At 71.1% G+C, this 20,850-nt stretch carries 17 protein-coding genes; 6 read left to right on the forward strand and 11 right to left on the reverse strand.

Features of this window, described 5'->3' with window-relative positions:
* Window positions 1-35 precede the first annotated feature (35 nt).
* Both dcd and BLR90_RS12110 read left to right on the forward strand, forming a co-directional pair.
* Window positions 36-611, forward strand: coding sequence for a dCTP deaminase (dcd, locus tag BLR90_RS12105; RefSeq protein ID WP_091025464.1), 576 nt, complete (start codon window positions 36-38; stop codon window positions 609-611).
* 63 nt (window positions 612-674) lie between these two features.
* On the forward strand, window positions 675-1,616 hold the full coding sequence (locus BLR90_RS12110; protein ID WP_091025465.1) for a siderophore-interacting protein: 942 nt from the start codon (window positions 675-677) through the stop codon (window positions 1,614-1,616).
* Window positions 1,617-1,623: 7 nt separating this feature from the next.
* On the opposite strand, the gene BLR90_RS12115 is transcribed toward BLR90_RS12110, so the two are convergent.
* The 4 genes from BLR90_RS12115 to BLR90_RS12125 all read right to left on the reverse strand — a co-directional run bounded on the left by BLR90_RS12115 (window position 1,624) and on the right by BLR90_RS12125 (window position 4,193).
* Window positions 1,624-2,544 (reverse strand): DMT family transporter, encoded by a 921-nt coding sequence (locus tag BLR90_RS12115; protein WP_245715275.1) that lies wholly within the window; start codon window positions 2,542-2,544, stop codon window positions 1,624-1,626.
* 52 nt (window positions 2,545-2,596) lie between these two features.
* Window positions 2,597-2,746 (reverse strand): hypothetical protein, encoded by a 150-nt coding sequence (locus BLR90_RS21030; RefSeq protein WP_170254327.1) that lies wholly within the window; start codon window positions 2,744-2,746, stop codon window positions 2,597-2,599.
* Between the two features lie 9 nt (window positions 2,747-2,755).
* A complete protein-coding gene (locus BLR90_RS12120) occupies window positions 2,756-3,580 on the reverse strand; it encodes a DUF4097 family beta strand repeat-containing protein (protein WP_091025467.1) in 825 nt (274 codons plus the stop codon).
* 76 nt (window positions 3,581-3,656) lie between these two features.
* The gene (locus BLR90_RS12125; RefSeq protein ID WP_091025468.1) at window positions 3,657-4,193 is read right to left on the reverse strand and encodes a toxin-antitoxin system HicB family antitoxin; all 537 of its coding nucleotides are present in this window, start codon (window positions 4,191-4,193) and stop codon (window positions 3,657-3,659) included.
* A 98-nt stretch (window positions 4,194-4,291) separates the two neighbouring features.
* Between BLR90_RS12125 and BLR90_RS12130 the strand changes: the two genes are divergently transcribed.
* Together BLR90_RS12130 and BLR90_RS12135 are read left to right on the forward strand one after the other, a co-directional pair.
* Entirely contained in the window at window positions 4,292-6,019 is a 1,728-nt protein-coding gene (locus tag BLR90_RS12130) for a sodium:solute symporter family protein (RefSeq protein WP_091025469.1), read from the forward strand.
* Between the two features lie 10 nt (window positions 6,020-6,029).
* Complete coding sequence (locus BLR90_RS12135; protein ID WP_091025470.1) at window positions 6,030-6,308, forward strand: hypothetical protein; 279 nt, start codon at window positions 6,030-6,032, stop codon at window positions 6,306-6,308.
* Here the strand turns inward: BLR90_RS12135 and BLR90_RS12140 are convergent.
* From BLR90_RS12140 to BLR90_RS12170, 7 genes are all read right to left on the reverse strand, one after another.
* A complete protein-coding gene (locus BLR90_RS12140; protein WP_091025471.1) occupies window positions 6,305-7,918 on the reverse strand; it encodes a PASTA domain-containing protein in 1,614 nt (537 codons plus the stop codon). The two genes, BLR90_RS12135 and BLR90_RS12140, sit on opposite strands and share 4 nt — an antisense overlap.
* Window positions 7,908-8,387: a SigE family RNA polymerase sigma factor gene (locus tag BLR90_RS12145; protein WP_091025472.1), complete on the reverse strand. Its 480-nt coding sequence runs from the start codon at window positions 8,385-8,387 to the stop codon at window positions 7,908-7,910. The genes BLR90_RS12140 and BLR90_RS12145 overlap by 11 nt, the downstream gene beginning before the upstream one ends.
* A 208-nt stretch (window positions 8,388-8,595) precedes the next feature.
* Entirely contained in the window at window positions 8,596-9,225 is a 630-nt protein-coding gene (locus BLR90_RS12150; protein WP_218029409.1) for a type IV toxin-antitoxin system AbiEi family antitoxin domain-containing protein, read from the reverse strand.
* 112 nt (window positions 9,226-9,337) lie between these two features.
* Window positions 9,338-12,517, reverse strand: a complete 3,180-nt coding sequence (locus tag BLR90_RS12155; RefSeq protein WP_091025473.1) for a (Fe-S)-binding protein — start codon at window positions 12,515-12,517, stop codon at window positions 9,338-9,340.
* Window positions 12,518-12,645: 128 nt separating this feature from the next.
* Window positions 12,646-15,195 (reverse strand): hypothetical protein, encoded by a 2,550-nt coding sequence (locus BLR90_RS12160; RefSeq protein WP_091025474.1) that lies wholly within the window; start codon window positions 15,193-15,195, stop codon window positions 12,646-12,648.
* Window positions 15,196-15,276: 81 nt separating this feature from the next.
* The gene (locus tag BLR90_RS12165; protein ID WP_091025574.1) at window positions 15,277-16,041 is read right to left on the reverse strand and encodes an IclR family transcriptional regulator; all 765 of its coding nucleotides are present in this window, start codon (window positions 16,039-16,041) and stop codon (window positions 15,277-15,279) included.
* Window positions 16,042-16,121: 80 nt separating this feature from the next.
* A complete protein-coding gene (locus tag BLR90_RS12170; RefSeq protein ID WP_091025475.1) occupies window positions 16,122-17,390 on the reverse strand; it encodes a choice-of-anchor P family protein in 1,269 nt (422 codons plus the stop codon).
* Between the two features lie 201 nt (window positions 17,391-17,591).
* On the opposite strand from BLR90_RS12170, the gene hutH reads away from it, so the two are divergent.
* Window positions 17,592-19,157: a histidine ammonia-lyase gene (hutH, locus tag BLR90_RS12175; RefSeq protein ID WP_091025476.1), complete on the forward strand. Its 1,566-nt coding sequence runs from the start codon at window positions 17,592-17,594 to the stop codon at window positions 19,155-19,157.
* A complete protein-coding gene (gene hutU / locus BLR90_RS12180) occupies window positions 19,154-20,815 on the forward strand; it encodes a urocanate hydratase (RefSeq protein WP_091025477.1) in 1,662 nt (553 codons plus the stop codon). The genes hutH and hutU overlap by 4 nt, the downstream gene beginning before the upstream one ends.
* Window positions 20,816-20,850 lie beyond the last annotated feature (35 nt).

The following is a 20,850-nucleotide window of genomic DNA, read 5'->3' on the forward strand; positions in this document are numbered from 1 at the left end:
AGTATCAGGTACGGGTTTCGGACTAGGCTCGGGGTGTGCTGCTGAGCGACCGCGACATCCTGGCCGAGATCGACGCGGGCCGGGTGGCTCTGGACCCCTGGGACCCCGCGATGCTCCAGCCGTCGTCGATCGACGTGCGGCTCGACCGGTTCTTCCGCGTCTTCGAGAACCACCGCTACCCCCACATCGACCCCGCGACCGACCAGTCCGACCTGACCCGGGAGGTCCAGCCGGAGGGCGACGAGCCGTTCATCCTCCACCCGGGCGAGTTCGTGCTCGGCTCGACGTACGAGGTCGTGTCGTTGCCCGACGACATCGCGGCGCGGGTCGAGGGCAAGTCGTCGCTCGGCCGGCTGGGGCTGCTCACCCACGCGACCGCGGGCTTCGTGGACCCCGGGTTCTCCGGCCACGTCACCCTCGAGCTGGCCAACGTGGCCACCCTGCCGATCAAGCTCTACCCGGGCATGAAGATCGGGCAGTTCTGCTTCTTCCGGCTGTCGTCGCCCTCCGAGCACCCGTACGGGTCGGAGAAGTACGGCTCCCGCTACCAGGGCCAGCGCGGCCCGACACCGTCGCGCTCGTTCCAGAACTTCCACCGCACCCAGATCTGACATCCTCACGACGCTCGGGGTAAGGTCGTCCTAACTTAGGATTACCTAACGCCGAGGATCGCGATGACGACCACTGCCTCCACCGCCACCCTTCCGCTGCTGCTCGCGGAGGTCGAGGTCGTGCGCGTCGAGCGGCTCTCGCCCAGCTTCGTCCGGGTGGAGCTGGCCTCCCCGGTGCTCGCCGACTTCGGCGTCGACGGGCCGCGCTACGACCAGCGGATCAAGCTGATCTTCCCGGGCGAGGGCCCGCTGGCGAGCTTCGAGGGGGTCGACGAGGCCTGGATGCAGGCGTGGTTCGAGCAGCCCGCGGAGGAGCGCGGCCACATGCGCACCTACACCGTGCGCGACGTGCTGGGCTCCGGGGCCGACACCCGCCTCGTGGTCGACTTCGTGCTCCATGTCGGCGACGGACCGTGCGGCCCCGGTGCCTCCTGGGCCGACGGTGCCCGGGTCGGCGACCGGATCGCGACCATGGCCCCCCGCGCCGGAGTGCCGTTCGGTGGCATCGAGTTCGTGCCAGGTACGGCGGACCGGCTGCTGCTGGTGGGCGACGAGACCGCCGTACCGGCCGTCGCCGGCATCCTGGCCGACCTGTCCTCGGACGCCCAGGGAGCGGCCTTCCTCGAGGTGCCGGTGGCGGGCGACGTCCAGAGCGTCGTGCACCCCGAGGGCGTGAGCGTGACCTGGCTGCCGCGCGACGGCGCGCCGCGCGGCGTGGCCCTGCATCGGGCGGTGCTCGACCACCTCGGTGCCCCCGTCGCCGTACCCGAGGTCGACGAGGTGGACCCCGACCTGTGGGAGACACCGACCTACTCCTCCTCCGGCGAGGAGATCGACGACGCCGTCGTGGTGGGCCACGACTTCGACGGCCTCTACGCCTGGATCGCCGGCGAGTCCAAGGTCGTCACCGGCCTGCGTCGCGCGCTGGTCAACGACCTCGGCATCGACCGCCGCCAGGTGGCGTTCATGGGCTACTGGCGCGTCGGCGTCGCGATGAGGTCCTGACCCGTCCTCATCCTGGCGGGACCACCGGCTCCTCGCGGAGCCCGGCGACCGCCAGCAGGATCAGGACGCCGCCGGCGATGCCGAGCGGACCGATCCGCTCGTCGAGGAACAGCGCCGCCACGATCGCCGCGGTGACCGGCTCGAGCAGGGTCGCTATGACCGCCGAGCTGCCCGGCGTCGTACGCAGCCCGGCGTAGAGCAGGCCGTAGGCCAGCGCCATCGTGAGCACGCCGAGATAGGCCAGGGTGCCGACGACGACGGGGTCCGCGCTGACGACCGGGCTGCCGGCCAGGCCGCTCACGAGGCCGAGCGGCAGCAGCGCCAGGGCTCCGACGGTCGTCGTCGTCGTGGTGAGGGCGAGCGGGCCGGCGCCCCGGGCGAGCGGGCGACCGAGCACCGTGGTGAGGGCGTACGCCGTACCGGAGCCCGCCGCGGCGAGGACGCCGAGCCCCGGGTGCGGACCGGTCGCCGCGGAGCCGGCGCCCACGCTCACCAGGACCAGGCCGCCCAGGGCGGCGGCCAGCACCGCCAGGCGGCGGGGGTCCGGGCGCCGCCCGGCGTGGAGCGACTCGCCCACGGTGAGCAGCACGGGCGCCAGCCCGAGGCTCACCACGGTGGCGACGGTGACGCCGACGTTGACGACGGAGGCGAAGTAGAGCGCCTGGTAGGCGGCCGTGCTGACGCCGACCAGGGCCGCGTGCCCGGGTCGTTCGCGCAGCAGCCGGGCCACGCCACCCAGCTGGCGGAGTGCGAGGACCGCGGCGCCGAGGACGACGGCCGCGATCGCCATCCGGTAGGCGCTGATGACGAGGACCGACATCGGCGTGACCTCGCGGATCACCTGGACGGCGAGGCCGCCCGTGCCCCAGAGCACCCCGGCTGCGGAGATCTGCAGCAGCCCGACGCGGGCTGCCGAGGAGTGGGACACCCCAGGAGCCTGACGGATCAGCGCTCGTGGAGCATCCGCTTTTGGGGTTGGCTCAGGAGTCGAGACGGTCGGCGAGGGTGCGCAGGCGGCGCGCCATCCGGGCGCCCCGGCGTGACGTGATCCGCGGGGCGGCGGCCTTTGCGAGCCGCTCGCTGATGCGGTGGCGGGCCTCGGCCTCGCTCAGGGGGTGGTAGTCGAACATGGCGGCCTCTCAGATCTCGGTGAGGACGACGTCGCCGCTCACGGTCTTGGCGCGGACCTCGATGTGGTCGGCGCCCTCCTCGGGCTGCCCGGCGCCCTGCAGGGTCGAGTGGATGCGGCCCGTGACGGTGGAGATGTCGGTCCAGACGGGGACGCCGGCCGGGATGCCGATCCGGACGTCGCCCGACGCGCCCTTCGCGGTGAACCGCCCGCGCGTCGCCGTACTGATGAGCAGGTCGCCGCTCCCGGTCGACATCGACACGTCGTGGCTGGCCTGCACCACCTTGAGGTCGCCGGAGCCGGTCTTGACGATCGCGGGGGCGCTGTTGGTGCCGACCTGGACGTCGCCCGAGCCGGTGGACACGACCACGGCGCCGGAGGTGCGCTCGACGTGCACGTCGCCGGAGCCGCTCTTGACCCGCAGCTCGCCGCGCGCCTCCTCGATGCGGATGTCGCCGGAGCCGGTGTCGATGGTTCCCGGCCCCCCGAGTGTCTCGACGTTGACCTGACCGGACCCGCTCTTGAGCTGGCCGGAGCCGAACGCGCCGCGGCAGTCGATGTCGGCGCTGCCGGTCTTGACGGCGAGCTCGCTGTCGTTGGGCACGGTGACCACGACGTGCAGGGCCGCGTCGCCGCTGAGGAAGCTGGCCCGCTGTCGGGGCGCGACCACGCTGATCTGGTCGCCGTCCTGCTCGACCTGGACGTCGTCGGCGTCGCGGCCGGTGACTTCGACGAGGGACTCGGTGGTGTCGGTGGCGCGGACGCGCACCGAGCCCTTGCCGAGCTCGACGTACAGGCTGACGGGGCGCAGGGTCTCGTAGTGGTAGCTGGTCATGGCGGTCCTCTTTCGGGTGTGCTCGTCCGCGGGACCGGCCTGTCGCCGGACCCGGGTGGGTGGGTGGGTGGTGGGTCTAGATCCAGCCGGTCATGCGGCGGCCGGGCTTGTTGCCGCCGCCGAAGGGGTCCTTGCCGAGGAAGGGGATGCTCGACAGGTCGATGTCGACGGTGACGGCTCCGCGCTGCGTGGCCGAGCGAACGACGTTGACCAGCCAGGTGTTGAGCGACTGGCCGGCCTCGGCGGCGGCCTCCTCGGCCTTGGCCTTGACCGACTCGGGCAGCCGCAGGGTGATCCGGGCGACGCCGCCGTCCTCGTCGGTCTCCCCGGGGGGCGGCGGGGCAGGCGGAGCCGGGGGCGCCGGGGGCGTCATGGGTGCGTGGACGACGAAGTCGAGCTCGCGGCCGTTGAGCCGGACGTCGACCCCGCCCGCGGGCATCTCGGCGGTGATCTCGGCGGCCGCCTGGGAGACGGCCTCCATCAGCGCGAGGCGCGCGGCCGGGTCGAGCGCGAAGCCGAGCCGCTCGGCGGCCTGCCGGGCCTCGGGCCCGGCCCCTTCGGCAGCGGCCAGCAGGTCGCGCCGGAGGCTGTCGACGTACGGCGTGATGTCCATGTGCACCAGTATGACGTCATAGTGGCGTCACGTCAAGGCATGGTGATGTCATTTCTGGTGTCACGTTTTGCGGCCGGGGTGAGCGGGCACGGGGCGGTGTGGCCTCAGACACTCTCATCGACGCCAACGCCGTCGACTACCTGATCGTCCTGCTCTACTTCGGCGTCGTCCTCGGGATCGGGGTCGTCGCGCGGCGGCAGGTCTCCGACTCGGTCGACTTCTTCCTGTCGGGCCGGTCCCTGCCGGCGTGGGTCACCGGGCTGGCGTTCATCTCCGCCAACCTCGGCGCCGTCGAGATCATGGGCATGTCGGCGTCGGGCGCGGAGTTCGGGCTGCCGACGGTGCACTACTTCTGGGTCGGCGCCATCCCGGCGATGCTCTTCCTGGGCATCGTGATGATGCCGTTCTACTACGGCTCCAAGGTGCGCTCGGTCCCCGAGTTCATGCGCCGCCGCTTCGGCACGGGTGCCCACCTGGTCAACTCGCTGTCCTTCGCCGTCGCGCAGCTGCTGATCGCCGGCATCAACCTCTACCTTCTCGGCAGCATCATCCATGCGCTGCTGGGCTGGCCGCTGTGGGTGGCGCTCGTGGTGGCCGCGGCGATCGTGCTGTCCTACATCACGCTGGGCGGCTTGAGTGCCGCGATCTACAACGAGGTGCTGCAGTTCTTCGTGATCGTGGCGGCCCTGCTGCCGCTGACGCTGATCGGCCTCCACCGGGTCGGTGGCTACGGCGGGCTCAAGGACAAGATCACCGAGGCCGCGTCGGCCGGCGGTGACATCGCGCCGGCCGAGCAGCAGCTCAACTCCTGGCCGGGCCAGGCGCTGTCCGGCTTCGACTCCCCGCTGTTCTCGGTGATCGGGATCGTGTTCGGGCTCGGTTTCGTCCTGTCCTTCGGCTACTGGACGACCAACTTCGTCGAGGTCCAGCGGGCGATGGCCTCCGACTCGATCTCCTCGGCCCGCAAGACGCCGATCATCGGCGCCTTCCCCAAGATGTTCGTCCCCTTCATCACGATCCTCCCCGGCATGATCGCGGCGGTTCTCGTGAGCGAGATCGCCGACGTCAAGGCCGGCGAGACGGTGCCTGGCGGCGCCTCCGGTGAGGGCGTCGCCTACAACGACGCCCTGCTCTACCTGATGCGCGACACCCTGCCCAACGGCCTGCTGGGGTTGGCGATCGCCGGCCTGCTGGCGGCGTTCATGGCCGGCATGGCCGCCAACATCTCGGCGTTCAACACCGTGCTCAGCTACGACCTGTGGCAGCAGTACGTCGTCAAGGAGCGCGACGACAGCTACTACCTGCTGGTGGGGCGTCTGGCCACGGTCGCCGCCACGTTCATCGCGATCTTCACCGCGACCCTGGCCAGCAACTTCTCCAACATCATGGAGTACCTCCAGGTCCTGTTCGGCTTCTTCAACGCCCCGCTGTTCGCGACGTTCATCCTCGGCATGTTCTGGAAGCGGATGACACCGACCGCCGGCTGGGTCGGCCTGGTCTCCGGAACGCTCTCGGCCGTGGCCGTGGCGTTCCTCAGCGAGGACGCCTTCGGCTCCTGGAGCAGTGGCGTCATCCCGATCGGCGGCCAGGGCGCGGCCTTCCTCGCAGCGGCCGCGGCCTTTGTCGTCGACATCGTCGTCAGCGTCGCGGTCTCGCTGGTCACCAAGCCGAAGCCGGTCTCCGAGCTGCGGGGGCTCGTCTACTCCGAGACCCCCCGCGAGGACCTGGTCGACGCCGACGAGGCGTCGTACCCCTGGTACCGCCGCACGCTCCCGCTCGCCGGCGTCGCGCTCGCGATGGTCGTCATCCTGAACTTCGCCTTCTGAGGAGAACCCGATGCCCACTCCCCGCACCCGCAAGCCGGTCGTCGCCCCCGAGCGCCGCCACAAGGCCGGCATCCTCGACATCCGCAACATCATCGGCCTCCTGCTGACGACGTACGGCGTGATCCTCACCCTCACCGGGATCGTCGCCGACCCCCAGCACGACAAGACCGGCGGCGTCAACGCCAACCTCTGGGCCGGCCTCGCCCTCCTCGTCGTCGGCCTCGCCTTCGTCGCCTGGGCCAGGCTGCGGCCGGTGCTGGTGCCGGAGCAGCCAGCCGAGGACGACTAGGGAGCACCCATCAGCAGATTGACGGCGGTGATCTGGCCGACGTCGTTGTAGCCGATCTGCACTGCCCACGTGTCCAGCAGCGCCCGGTTCTCGTCCCGGGTTGGCGCCACGGTGACGGCGTTCCTATCGCGGAACTGGGGTGGGGTCTCGGGCTCGAGCAGGCTCAGGAGCTCGTAGGGGTTGTCGGCCAGCAGCTCGACATCGCCGCCCTCGGCGAGGAGCGGGATGGACGAGAGCGGGCAGGAACGCTCGGCGTATCCGCCAGGAACGCAGAGTTCGTACGACGAACGGACGCCGGAATCCTCAGCACTGATGGTCTTCACGAACCGGTTGCCGAGGTAGAGGTCGACGGGGGTGTCGACAGGTGGGAGGTCACGCTCACCGCGGGCGAACTCCACGAACAGGCGGCCGATGCGGTCCCGTTCCCCGGCGGCGGGACCCGGCGGGCCTCCACAGCCGTCGTCCTGGTTCCGGTTCACGACGAGGTGCACCCGGTCGCCGTGAGGTGCAGGCTCGCCAGCGGTGGGCTGTTGGCGCAGCACCACCCCGTCCGGCAGGCACCCGGCGCGGTCCTTGTAGTCCACGGACACGTCGATGCCCAGGTCCAGGAGCACCGCCCGCGCCGCTGCCTCGTCGATTCCGACAACCTTCGGAACCGCCAGCTGCCCAGGGTTGGTGCTGCGAGGCTTGGGCGCCGCGGAGTAGGCGATGACTGTGTCGATGCGGCCCCCGGTCTCGTACAGGTCGACTGCGGCAGGGCAGTCGTCGCTCGTAATGAGGGAGAGCTCGATCGACCACGCCTGGCGTCCTGCCGGGGGCGCGGGGACGCGGCCCCAGCGACAGGCGTCGACCGGGTTGCCGACACGGGTCGTCAGGAAGGGGCCTCGGTAGGCGCCGTACGTCCTGGTGACGAACTCGCCGCGGTCGGATGCGGGTACGACCACCTGACGAGCACGCTCAAGGATCGTGAGGGCCGATGACTCGCCCCAGGCCTCCTGGTCGGCCGCCTCGTCGGCGGACAGTGTTGCCGTCAGCGCGCCATCGACGTAAAGCGTCACCTGGTCGGCGAACGTCGGTCCCGGCCCTCGGGAGCCAGCGAAGTCGAGGAACGCGTAGGACTCCTGCCGGCGCGGCTGAGGGATGCAGTAGGCGCCGCTCATGTCGACGCCACTCGGCACGAGTGTGACCGGGTCACCCGGTTCGAACCGGGTGCCGATCGGCGGCTCGGTTCGCCAGGCGCGACCTGGAGGCTCGCCGCACTCCTGCGCGATGTCATCCGGGTAGCGGCTGGGCTGCACCTCGAGGCCGAGGTCGGTGAGCATCGCCTCGGCGTGCTGCACCGAGAGGCCGAAGACCGACGGGATCTGATCGGCCTGGAGAACTGAGTCTGGCGTCATGGATGGAGATGGTGCCGGGTCGGGGCGGTCGCCGTCGGAGCCTCGTGCGACCACAGCCGCCGCACCGGAAACCAGGACCAGCACAGCCGCGGCTGCGGCCAGCGCCTGCCAGCGCGGTCGGCGGCCAGACGTCTCGATCGGTCCGGAGGGTGCGACGTCGATCGTGGTTGCGGCCTCGCGCAACAGGGCGCGAGCCTCAGAGTCAGTGAGCATCGGGGCTCCTCAGGTTCTGGTCGGCGGCGAGGGCGGCGAGCGCTCGCGAGGTGCGGCTCTTGACCGTCCCGGGCGGGATCCGCAGCACGTCGGCGGTCTCGCGTTCGGAGAGGTCGGCGTAGTAGCGCAGGACGAGTACCTCGCGGTGCTCGGGGCGCATGGCCGCGAGCGCGCGGCGTACGCCGAGACCGACGGTCGCGTCGACCTCGCCGTCGGGTCGGTCCGGGAGCGTCTCCGTGGGCAGCTCGCCGTTCCAGCGACGGTTACGGGCGTCAGTCAGGGTGTTGACCAGGACGCGGTAGACGTAGGCATCGGGCTGGTCGGCGCGCTGGACGCGGCGCCAGGAGCGGTAGCACCGGAGCAGCGCGGTCTGCACCACGTCCTCCGCGTCGGGCTGCGGACACCCGAGCAGCACGGCGGAGCGCACCAGGCTGGTGCGGCGCGCCACGACGTACTCGCTGAAGTCCACGCGTTCTCCCGTCCGGTCACCACTATGACCGGCGGGACGGGTGGATCGGTTCCCGCCTCATGCGCAGGCGGCACATCGTTGGGCCTGACCGGGCCAGCCTTGTCGCTGCAGCACCAGCCCGAGCCGGGCCGCGGTCGAGCATCCGCGCTCGAACACCTGGCCGTAGCCGAGACGGATGGTCTCGGCCCCGCTGACCGCGGCATCCAGGTCACGCTCCAGGTCGAGGTCGCGGGCGTGGGCGGAGTCGTGGAAGACCCTGCGCGACGTCGTCGAGGATGTTCTCCAGCCAGGTACGGCGGGGGACCCGAGGCCGTTGGGCGAGGGTGCGCAGCAGCCGCGCCGCCGTGGTGCGCCGCGACCCGCAGGCGTCGGCCAGCGCCGCCACCGCGTCGAGGTCGGAGGGGGCGTCCGCCGCCACGTCGATGATCGCGTCGTCGTAGCGGACCCTCGGCGGGCCGAGGTTCCACTGCACGCGAGCCTCGAAGTCGCGCATCCGGCGGATGCGTACGCCGTCCGCGTCACCGGACAGGTGACGCTGGCGGTCGACCGTCACCTCGATCAGTCGGTCCTCCCCGCTGCGTCGACCGGGCCCCTCCGCTGCCCGCACCGCCGATCGGTGGGTCAGCGCCGCCGGCCAGGCGAAGAGCACGCCGGCCCACGCGCGCTGCTGCCAGGTGAGCGGCCCGGTGTGTTCGACGTAGACGCCGGGGTGCACCCGCGCCAGCTCGCGCCGCCGGAGCATCCTCGCGAGGTCTCCCGGGGTCAGCCCGGCCTCGTGCAGCTGTCTTCGACTGACCACGCCGTCCTGGTCGCGCAGCAGCTGGCTGATCTGGTCCATGCGGGAAGCCTGCGTCCCGGGTGACCGCCTGAAACTCCGGGCAGCGGGGCCTGTGGACGAACAACGCGGTTGATCTGACACACGGGGTGTGTCAGATCAACCGCGCTATTGCTCAGAGGTCGAAGAGGGACCCGGAGTCGCTGATGTCGACGTCGGTCTTCGGCTGGTGGGACTCCCCGGAGCTGGCCGGCTTCGGCTTCTCCTCCGGCTTGTCCTCCGCCTCGGGCTCGGGCTCGGGCTCGGGTTCCGGCTCCGGCTCGGCCTCTGCCTCGGCTTCCGCCTCGGGGGTGTCGCTCCCGAGCGAGGTCGCAGCTGCGCTGAGGGCCGCCCCAGGGGACGCGGACTCGCTGGGCTCCGGCTCCGGCTCGGGCTCCGGCTCCGCTGCCTTGGCAGGCGCAGGCGCGGGCTCGGCGGCCTCGATGTCGAAGAGCGACCCGGACTCCGGGATCTTCGTCGCCGCCTGGACAGCCTCGCCGGACGACACCGGCGCGGGCGCGGGCTTCTCCTCCGGCTCGGGCTCGGGCTCGGCCTGCTTCGGGGCGGGGGCACTCGGCTCCGGGGACGCGATGTCGAAGAGCGACCCACCGGACCCGAGGTCGGCGGCCGGCTTCGCAGCCGGCTTCGCCTCGGCCTTGGGCTCGGCCTCTGTCTTGGGCTCGGACTTCTCCTCCGGCTCGGCCTCGGGCTCAGGCTCCGCCTTCGTGGCCGGCTCGGTCCTCGCCTCGGGCTCCTCGGAGCCGAGGTCGAACAGCGACCCGCCACCGGACTCGAGGTCGGCGGCCGGCTTCGCAGCCGCCTTCTCCTCGGTCTTCTCCTCGGTCTTGGGCTCGGCCTTGGCTGCGGGCTCGGCCTCCGGCTCGGGGTCGTCGAACAGCGACCCGCCGGACTTCTCGGCCGGCTTCTTCGCCTCGGGCTCGGCCGCGACCTCGGTCTCTGGGTCGTCGAACAGCGACGACCCACCGGACGCCTTGGCCGCAGGGCCGGCATCCTCGGTGGCCACCACCGTGTCCTCGGTGATGGTGTCGTCGCCCGCTTCGGGCTCGGCCTTGGTGGCCTCGTCCTTCTTCGCGGCCGGCGAGGCCGCCTTCGCGCTGGCCCCCGCGCCGGGGGCGAGCTTGGTGGCCTGCTCGCCCTTCACGGACGCGAGCAGCATCTGCGCGACGTCGAGGACCTCGACCTCCTCGCGGGCGTCACCGTTGGACTGGGCGGCGGTGAGGCCGTCGGAGAGCATCACGCGGCAGAAGGGGCAGCCGACCGCGATCTGGTCGGCGCCGGTGCCGACGGCCTCGTTGGTGCGGTTGTTGTTGATCCGCTCGCCGATGGTCTCCTCCATCCACATGCGGGCACCACCGGCGCCGCAGCAGAAGGACCGCTCGGAGTTGCGCTCCATCTCGACGAACTCCGCACCGGGCAGCACCTGGAGCAGCTCGCGCGGCGGCGTGTAGACGCCGTTGTGGCGGCCGATGTAGCACGGGTCGTGGTAGGTGATCGTGCGCTTCTGGGCACCCGCGCCGTCCTTGACCGGCGTCAGCTTGCCCTCACGGACCAGGCGGTTGAGCAGCTGCGTGTGGTGCACGACCTCGAGCTCGATGCCGAACTCGGAGTACTCGTTCTTGAGGGTGTTGAAGCAGTGGGCGCAGGTCGAGACGACCTTCTTGACCTTCGCCTCCTTCAGCACCGCGACGTTCTGCTGGGCCAGGCCCTGGAACAAGAACTCGTTGCCGGCCCGGCGGGCGGAGTCACCGGTGCAGGTCTCACCGTTGCCGAGCACGCCGAAGCTGACGCCCGCGATGTCGAGCAGCTCCGCGACGGCGCGGGTGGTCTTCTTGGCGCGGTCCTCGTAGGCGCCCGCGCAGCCGACCCAGAACAGCCACTCGACCTCGTCGAGCGACTCGATGGACTCACCGACGACCTTGACCTCGAAGTCGAGACCCTTGGCCCAGTCCATGCGCGCGGTCGCCGACATGTTCCACGGGTTGCCCTTGTTCTCGAGGCCCTTGAACAGCCCGTTGAGCTCGGCGGGGAAGTTGGACTCGACCAGGACGGCGTAGCGGCGCATGTCGATGATGTGGTCGACGTGCTCGATGTCGACAGGGCACTGCTGCACGCAGGCGCCGCAGGTGACGCAGGACCAGAGCACGTCCGGGTCGATGACGCCGGAGCCGTCCTCGGGCATGTAGAACCAGTCGTCCCCGGTCTCGCCCACCAGCGGCCGGTCGACCTCCTTCTGGAGGGTGTCGTTGCCCTCGAGGAGCTTCTCCCGCTTGCCCTCGCCCGCGAGGACGTACGGCGCCTTCGCGAACGAGGCGTCGCGCAGGGCCATGATCATGAGCTTGGGGGAGAGCGGCTTCTCGGTGTTCCACGCCGGGCACTGCGACTGACAACGGCCGCACTCGGTGCACGTGGCCATGTCGAGCAGGCCCTTCCAGGAGAAGTCCTCCACGGCGCCGACGCCCAGCTTGGCGTCCTCGTCGAGGTCATCGATGTCGTCGAGCGTGACCGGCTTGCCCTCGGACATCAGCGGCTTGACCGCGCCCAGCGCGACCGGCCGGCGTCCGAAGAGCACGTTGAGCGGCGCCAGGAAGATGTGCAGGTGCTTGGAGTTCAGCACGAGGATCAGGAAGACCAGCATGATGCCGATGTGGAGCAGCAGCCCGACGTGCTCGAGGGTCTCGATGGTGTCGTGGCTGAGCCCGTCCAGCAGCTTGCCGATGCCGATCGAGACGAACGCGCCGTTGTCGTAGGGCAGGTTGTGGGCGGCGGAGGCAGCGCCGCGGAACAGGAACATCGTCCAGATGACGTTGAAGATCATCAGCAGGACGAGCCAGGCCCCACCCAGGTGGGAGCCCTTGAAGCGGGACTTGCGGCCGAGCCGCTCAGGGGAGTTCTTGAGCCGGATCTGGGCGAAGACCACGAGGCTGACCACGGCCATGACGGCGATGAAGTCCTGGGCGAAGCCCAGGATCGCCCAGTGCCCGACGAGCGGGATCGCGAACTTGGGGTCGAAGAGGGCGCCGTACGCCTCGAGGTAGACCGTCGAGAGGATCAGGAAGGCCCAGAACACGAAGAAGTGGGCGGCACCGGGCACGGACCACTTGAGCAGCTTCTTCTGGCCGAAGACCTCGACCACCTGGGTCTTGAGCGACTCGCCCAGCCGCTTCGTGACGTTCTCGAGGCGGTCCGGGGCCGGCTGCCCGCTGGTGATGAGCCGGCCGAGGAAGAGCACACGCCGCCCGGCGAGGGCCAGCGTGACCGCTGTCATCCCCAGCCCCAGAATCAGCACCAGATCCACTTTTACTCCCTCATCACGGGCGGTTCGCCGGGGTTGCCCGACGGATTGCTGTCAGGAGGATACGGCCCCACGCGGCCCGGCTCCGGCCCGGACCATGTGAGATTTTCGGCGAACGAGGTCAGCCAGGGCTACCCGAGGCGCGTGACCCGGCCGGCGCGGTTGAACGTCACAGTCATCATCACCTTGGGCCGGGTCGCGGTCTTGGCGCAGAAGCCGTACGTCGTACCGAGCCGCGTGTAGGGCTGGCCGACGGCTCGCATCACCGCGTGGGTGGTCATCCCCTTGCGGACCAGACCCTGCACGGTCGAGACGTCCTTGCGCAGGCCGGGGTTGCGGCACGAGTCGGCCTTGATGCCCATGGTGCGCTCCCACATCTGCAGGTAGGCCTCGGCTCCGCGCGCCATGTCGTCCACGATCGCGGCGCCGTCGCGGCCGGCGACCTTGCGCAGGTCCTCGACCCAGTCGGGGTAGAGGCCGTACTGGGCGACGCCGTCGAGGTTGATGTCGAAGACCCGCTGGCCGGCCGTCTGCCGCTTGACCCTGATCCCGTTGATGCCGCGGAAGGGATAGTTGACCTTGTTGGCGACGTTGGCACCACGCGGGTCGCCCTGCGCGCCGAGGCCGTTGATGTCCGCGCCGAAGCCGAACCCGAAGTAGTAGCGCTTGTCGGCCCAGCCGAGGTGGGTGCGCCACTTCTCGACGAACCCGGTCGAGTCGCCGGCGTACGGCGCGATGAAGCCGCCGAGCTTGTAGATGCGCGGGTAGGTGTCGGGGGTCGACCAGGAGTGGCTGGAGATGATCCCGGGGTAGTTCATCCGGTCGATCTGGTTCACCGCGGACTTGCGCGCCTTCACGCTGAGGTGGTCCGGGTCGAAGATCATCCGGCGCTTCGCCAGCCCGCGGATGGTGTGCTCGCCGAGGGTGGTGAGGCCGCGGGCGTTGCAGTGCAGCGGCGGCCCGTAGACCGGGACCGCGGGGAGCACGCCACCGAAGAGCTGGCCGATGGCGCCGAAGAGCGCGTCCTGCTGCTCGGGGTCGATCTCGGGGGCGGCGTACTGCGTGTTGTCAGCCGACTCGCCGTCGGCCGGCTCGCAGTGCTTCATGTCCCAGAACGTGCCGGTCTCGAGGAAGTTGGCGCCGTTGACGACCGTGCCCGTGCTGCCGGCGTCGCCAGCGACCCCGGCGAGGGCGTTGTCGAACTTGTTGACCAGCTCCATCTGACGCACGCCCATGCGGTGCACCTCGTTGAGCTGGCGGTCGATCTCGGCGGCGCTGCAGGCGGGCACGTCCTCACCGCCGACCTGCTTGAACGTGCAGCCGAACGGGATGCTGGTCTCGATGCCCATGACCACGGCCATCTTGCCCTGGTTGATCACCTTGCGGGCCTGGAAGGGGTTGGTCACGATCCGGTAGAAGCCCTTGCCCGGGCCGCCGAACTGGGCGTCGATGTAGTCCTCGAAGTTGTGCATCTGGCGCGCCTGCAGCCGGACGGAGTCCATGTCGTCACACGAGTTGCGCTTGAGCGGGTAGAGCTGGCACAGCTGGTTGTTCTCGACGAGCAGGTTGACGAACAGGCGCTGGCCGCCGCGCCACGCGCGCTCCATCCAGCGGTAGTAGGTGCCCTCGTGGGTCAGCGAGTGCGGCGCCGGCCAGTCCTTGAAGGTCGGCCAGCCCACGGGGTCGTGGCCGGGCTCGCCGGACAGGAAGGTCTCGAGCACGCCGCCGTAGCCGCCACTGGCCGAGTGGTCCTCGCAGTCGACCAGCGCGTAGGGCGCGCCGTACCGGTCCCAGGGCTTGCCGCAGTGGGCCTCGCCGCCGAGGAACTCGAAGGCCATCCCGTGGGTGTGGGCGTCGACGTAGCCGCGGACCTCCTGGAACGAGGTCACGCCGCCGTGAGGGTTGCCGCTGATGTCGATGCCGGACTCGGGGTAGGTGGCGCAGCCGCGCACCTTCTCGATGACGAAGCCGGAGGGCCGGTCGCCCAGGGCGAGCCGTCGTCCGTCGGCCCGCAACGCCTGGCCGCTGACCTGGCGGAGGCCGAAGAAGCCACCGCTGGTGCGCTTCACGACCCAGTCGGCGTTGGGGCTCGGCTCGGCCGCGAAGCCGGTGCCGGACAGGAAGTCGCGCTTGTTGCCGTAGAGCAGGTAGCTGCCGAGGTCGGTGGCCTTGAAGTAGAACCGCGCGGACCGCGCCCGCGTCTTCGCGCTCAGCACGAGAGCGCCGCCCGGCGTCCGGGCGAGGTAGCGCCCGCGCGGGACGCGCAAGGTGTAGCAGCCGCCCGCCATCTCGTAGCGGGTGCGCGGGTGGAGGGCGCGCTTGATGCCCATCGCGACGGTGGTGAGCGTCGGCTCGGCGAGCTTGCGCTGGCTGGCGACGTACGCCGCGTTGGCGCGGCGCTCGGCGGCGGTGGTGGGGTCCTGGGTGTCGGGGCCCACGTCACCGGCGCGAGAGATGGCGTTCTTCGTCGAGGGGTCGTTGTGGTCGTGGGGAGGGGCGCCCGGCGGGTCGTCGTGAGGCATCGCCTCGAGCGCGGCGGTCTTGCTGGTGTCGTTCTCGTCGAGGAGCGAGCCCTCGCGGTGACCGAACGACGGCACGGCCTGCAGCGCGCCGATGACGACGGCGACGGCGACGAGGCTCGCCCACAGGAGATGACGGCGGGGACGGGGCTGTGGACGCATCTGCTCTCCTGGGTCGGCTGCCGACAGGATCACCCACACGGTGGGCCCTGTCGAGGGAGCAACGCGTCAGCGGAGCTGGTGTTACGCGGTCGTCTCACCCACGGGACGACCGCCGATCCGCCGGGAGAGCGCCGCGGCCGCGTCACGCACGGCACCGACCAGCGCGGCAGCGCCGTCGCCCTCGACGGTGACCGCCACGGCGGCGGCCGGGAGCCCGTTGTGGTCCAGCACCGCCGACGCGACGCTGGCGAAGCCCAGGGTGACCTCGCCGTCCTCGGTGGCGTAGCCCCGACGGCGTACGTCGGTCAGCACCGACCGCAGGGCGCCGAGCGCCCGCGGGCCCTGGCCCGTCCGGTCGACCAGCGCGGCGGCGGAGGGGTAGAGCGCGCGCACCTGCGCGGCGGGCAGCTGGGCGAGCAGGGCGCGGCCGCTCGCGGTGAGGTGCGCGGGCAGGCGGACGCCGATGTCGGTGACGAGGGAGGGGCGGCCGAGGGCGCGTTCCTCGGCGACGTAGAGCACGTCGCGGCCGTGCAGGACCGCGAGGTGGGCGGTCTCGCCGACCCGGTCGACGAGGGCCTGCAGGTGGTGCCGGGCCAGCCGCTGGAGCGGTGCCTGCCGGGAGTAGCCGCTCCCGACCTCGAACGCCGCGACCCCCAGGCCGTAGCGGCGCTCCTCCTCGAGATGGACCACGAAGCCCTCGTCGGCCATCGCCGACAGGAGGTGGTAGGCCGAACTGCGGGGCAGGTCGCACGCGCGGCAGATGCTCTCGATGGGCACGGGGTCGGGCTGGCTCGCGAGGAACCGCAGCACCCGCAACGTGCGGGTTGCTGCGGGGACCTGGGACATGACCTTCATCCTGCTCTTCACCTGACGCGCCGAGGGCGGGGCCCCCGTCGGGGACCCCGCCCTCGGCGGTGGTGGAGTGCTCAGCCCTTGCGGATCTGGGTCTCGGCGATGCCGAGGTCGATCACCGCTCCGGTGCCGTCGAGCAGGGTGATGCGCAGCGCGATCACGGAGATGCCGTTCTTGATGTGGTGGACCACGGCCTCCTCGAGCTTGGCGATGCCCGGGATCTGCAGCACGCCGGTGGCCGGGAACGCGTAGGTCTGGCCGTTGGCCCGGATCGACCCGATGGTGGTGCCCTCGGCGTTGCGGGTCAGCGTGGTGCCGGTGCGGGTCACGTTGGCCTTGCCGGTGATGCCGTCGATGACCAGCTGGCCGTCGCCGATGTTGACCTTGGCGACGTGGCCGAGCTCGTAGGCGGTGGCGAAGCCGGGGCGCTGACGGCCCATCTGCTCGCTGTCGAGGCCGCGGACGACCGCCTGGTCACCGAGGTTGACCTGGGCGATGGCCTTGTTCTTGACTTGGCCCTTGGTGCCCTTGCAGGGCATCAGCGACAGCGGCGTACGACCGACCTTGGCGTTGTCCTCGAGGGCCCTGGCCTGGACACCGGCTGAGAAGCCGCGGAACGTGCCGAACGGTGCGCCCTTCTGGATCCTGGTCGCGGTGTGGGCGATCCGGGTGCGGGTGTCGGAGGGGATGACCTTGATGTCGAGCGCGTCGACGGCGACCCGGACACCATCGGTGATCTTCTGCGTCACCTCGTTGCCCACGGCGATGCGGGCCATCCCGGGCACTACGAGAGGCTGGCCGGGCTTGGGGATCTCGAGGACCTGCTCCGGTCCGGCGGCCGGCTTCATCACGATCTTGGCGACCTGGGTCTCGGTCTGCATCTTGAACTGGGTGCCGTCGTGATAGGCGCGCGACATCGACCGGACGCCCTCGATGGTGAGCGTGCCCATGGAGCTCTCGGCGATGACGATCTCGGCGACGCTGTGGGTCGCGTACGACGACACCACGTCGCCCTTCTTCTCGGTCCACAGGCGGGTGCGGAGGCCGCTCAGGGTGCCGATCCCGGGGATCGTGGTCTCCTCGACGAAGTTGCTCTTCGCGATGCCGGCGCGGACCGTGCACCCGATCATCGTGAACGCGGTCCCGTTGGAGCCGGCGGGCAGCTGGCCTCCGGTGAGGACACTGCCGACGCCGGTGCTGAACAGCGCGAAGCCGGTCTTGACCGTCGCCTTCTGGGCGAGGGGGGCCGGCGCGGCGGAGGTGGTGGCGGGCGCGGCCGTGAGGACGGTGGCGAGGAGACCGACGCTCGCGGCGATGGTTCCCAGACGGAGAGTCGGGCGCATGGCTGTGCTCCTTGGTTCGATGGCAGGTCGGGCCCCCCGGCCCCGAGTCGTTCCTGTGACACCCACTCGGTGCCCAACTTGTTCCTACCCCAAACGGCCGCCGTGAAGCCCCCGCGGGTATTGCGTCTCATATCTCGGATTCGAGACGGTGCCCTGTCGCCCGGGCTGTCGCGGGGCCCCATGGGGGCGTTGGATGGGCGCATGACGCCTCAGACGACCTCGCTCTCGCCCCCCACGGTCGTCGTCGACGTCGGTCCGCTGAGCCTGGAGGACGTCGTGTCCGTGGCTCGCGACGGCGCCCCCGTGGTGCTCGGCGACCAGGCTGTCGCGGCGATCGACCGCGCCCGGGAGGTGGTGGACGGCCTCGCTGCCGCACCCACCCCGGTCTACGGGATCTCGACCGGCTTCGGCGCCCTGGCCACCCGGCACATCCCCGCCGAGATGCGCGCGCAGCTCCAGCGCTCGCTGGTCCGCTCGCACGCGGCGGGGTCCGGTCCCGAGGTCGAGCGGGAGGTGGTGCGCGCGCTCATGCTGCTGCGGCTGTCCACGCTCGCGACCGGGCACACCGGCGTACGACGGGAGACAGCGCAGCTGCTCGCCGACCTGGTCAGCCACGGGATCACGCCGGTGGTGCATGAGTACGGCTCCCTCGGCTGCTCCGGCGACCTGGCGCCGCTGGCGCACTGCGCGCTGGCGCTGATGGGAGAGGGGCCGGTGCGTGACGCCTCGGGGGCGCTCGTGCCCGCCTCGGAGGCGCTGGCCGCGGCCGGCCTCACGCCGGTCGAGCTGGTGGCAAAGGAGGGGCTGGCGCTGATCAACGGAACCGACGGCATGCTCGGCATGCTGCTGCTCGCCATCTCCGACCTGCGCCGCCTGCTGCGTACGGCGGACGTCTCGGCCGCGATGTCGGTCGAGGCCCAGCTCGGCACCGACCGGGTCTTCGCGGCCGACCTCCAGGCGATCCGGCCCCACCCGGGGCAGGCGCTCTCGGCGGCCAACCTCACCCGGCTGCTCGCCGACTCCGGTGTCGTCGCCTCGCACCGTGGCCCCGACTGCAACCGGGTGCAGGACGCCTACTCGCTGCGCTGCTCGCCCCAGGTCAACGGTGCCGCGCGCGACACCGTCGAGCACGCGTCGACGGTGGCGGGCCGCGAGCTGGCCAGCGCCGTCGACAACCCGGTGGTGGTGGGGGACCGGGTGGAGTCCAACGGCAACTTCCACGGGGCTCCGGTCGCCTACGTGCTGGACTTCCTCGCGATCGTCGCGGCCGACGTGGCCTCGATGAGCGAGCGGCGGACCGACCGGTTCCTCGACAAGTCGCGCAGCCACGGGCTGCCGCCGTTCCTCGCCCACGACCCGGGCGTCGACAGCGGTCTGATGATCGCGCAGTACACCCAGGCCGCGATCGTCTCGGAGCTGAAGCGGCTGGCGGTGCCGGCCTCGGTCGACTCGATCCCGTCCAGCGCGATGCAGGAGGACCACGTCTCGATGGGGTGGTCGGCCGCTCGCAAGCTGCGCCGATCGGTGGACGGCCTGACCCGAGTCGTGGCCATCGAGGTGCTCACCGCTGCGCGAGCGCTCGACCTGCGCGCGCCGCTCACGCCGTCGCCCGCCACCGCTGCCGTCGTACGGCTTCTGCGGGAGGGTGGGGTCGAGGGCCCCGGCCCCGACCGCCACCTGTCCCCGGAGATCGAGGCCGCCGTGGAGCTGGTGCGGTCCGGGGCCGTCGTCACCGCCGTCGAAGAAGTGATCGGAGAGCTCGCATGACCGAGTCCAACCCGCGCTTGCCCATCCACGCGGCCACCGGCACCGAGCTGACCGCGCGGTCGTGGCAGACCGAGGCGCCGCTGCGGATGCTGATGAACAACCTCGACCCGGAGGTCGCTGAGCGTCCCGAGGACCTGGTCGTCTACGGCGGCACCGGGCGGGCCGCGCGCAGCTGGGAGGCGTACGACGCCCTGGTGCGGACGCTGCGCACGCTCGGCGACGACGAGACGCTGCTCGTGCAGTCGGGCAAGCCGGTCGGGGTCATGCGCACGCACGAGTGGGCGCCGCGGGTGCTGATCGCCAACTCCAACCTGGTCGGCGACTGGGCCAACTGGGAGGAGTTCCGGCGGCTGGAGGACCTCGGACTCACGATGTATGGCCAGATGACCGCCGGTTCGTGGATCTACATCGGGACCCAGGGCATCCTCCAGGGCACGTTCGAGACGTTCGCGGCCGTGGCGGACAAGCGGTTCGACGGGACCCTCGCCGGCACGATCACGGTGACGGCGGGCCTGGGTGGCATGGGCGGCGCCCAGCCGCTGGCGGTCACCATGAACGACGGCGTGGTCATCTGCATCGAGTGCGACCAGTCGCGGATCACCCGACGGATCGAGCACCGCTACCTCGACGTCCAGGCGGCGTCGCTGACCGAGGCGGTGTCGATGGCGGTGGCGGCGCGCGAGGAGCGGCGGCCGCTGTCGATCGGCGTACTCGGCAACGCGGCCGTCATGCTGCCCGAGCTGCTCGAGACCGGCGCGCCGATCGACATCGTCACCGACCAGACGTCGGCCCACGACCCGCTCTACTACCTGCCGGCCGGCACGTCGTACGACGACTGGGCGACCGAGCGGGAGGCCGACCCGGTCGGCTTCACCAAGCGGGCGCAGGAGTCGATGGCGACGCACGTGCGGGCGATGGTGGAGTTCCAGGACGCCGGGGCCGAGGTGTTCGACTACGGCAACTCGATCCGCGACGAGGCGCGCAAGGGCGGCTACGACCGGGCCTTCGAGTTCCCCGGGTTCGTGCCGGCCTACATCCGGCCGCTGTTCTGCGAGGGCAAGGGACCGTTCCGCTGGGCGGCGCTGTCGGGCGACCCCGCTGACATCGAGGCCACCGACCGCGCGATCCTCGAGCTCTTCCCCGACAACGCGCGGCTGCGGAAGTGGATCACCATGGCCGGTGAACGGGTCGCCTACCAGGGGCTGCCGGCGCGCATCTGCTGGCTCGGCTATGGCGAACGCCACCTGGCGGGGCTGAAGTTCAACGAGATGGTCGCCTCGGGCGAGCTGAAGGCCCCGATCGTCATCGGCCGGGACCACCTCGACTGCGGCTCCGTCGCCTCGCCGTACCGCGAGACCGAGGCGATGCTCGACGGCTCCGACGCCATCGCCGACTGGGCGATCCTCAACGCCCTGGTCAACACCGCCTCCGGCGCCACCTGGGTCTCGTTCCACCACGGTGGGGGCGTCGGCATGGGCCGCTCGCTCCACGCCGGCCAGGTCTGCGTCGCCGACGGGACCGAGCTGGCGGCCCAGAAGATCGAGCGCGTCCTCACCAACGACCCCGGCATGGGCGTCATCCGTCACGTCGACGCCGGCTACGACCGCGCCTCCGAAGTCGCCTCCACCCGCGGCGTCCGCATCCCCATGCAGGAGTAGCGCCGGAAAGTACGGAACGTTTTCGACCTGGATCA

Source organism: Nocardioides szechwanensis, assembly GCF_900103935.1.
GTDB classification, from domain to species: Bacteria; Actinomycetota; Actinomycetes; order Propionibacteriales; family Nocardioidaceae; genus Nocardioides; species Nocardioides szechwanensis.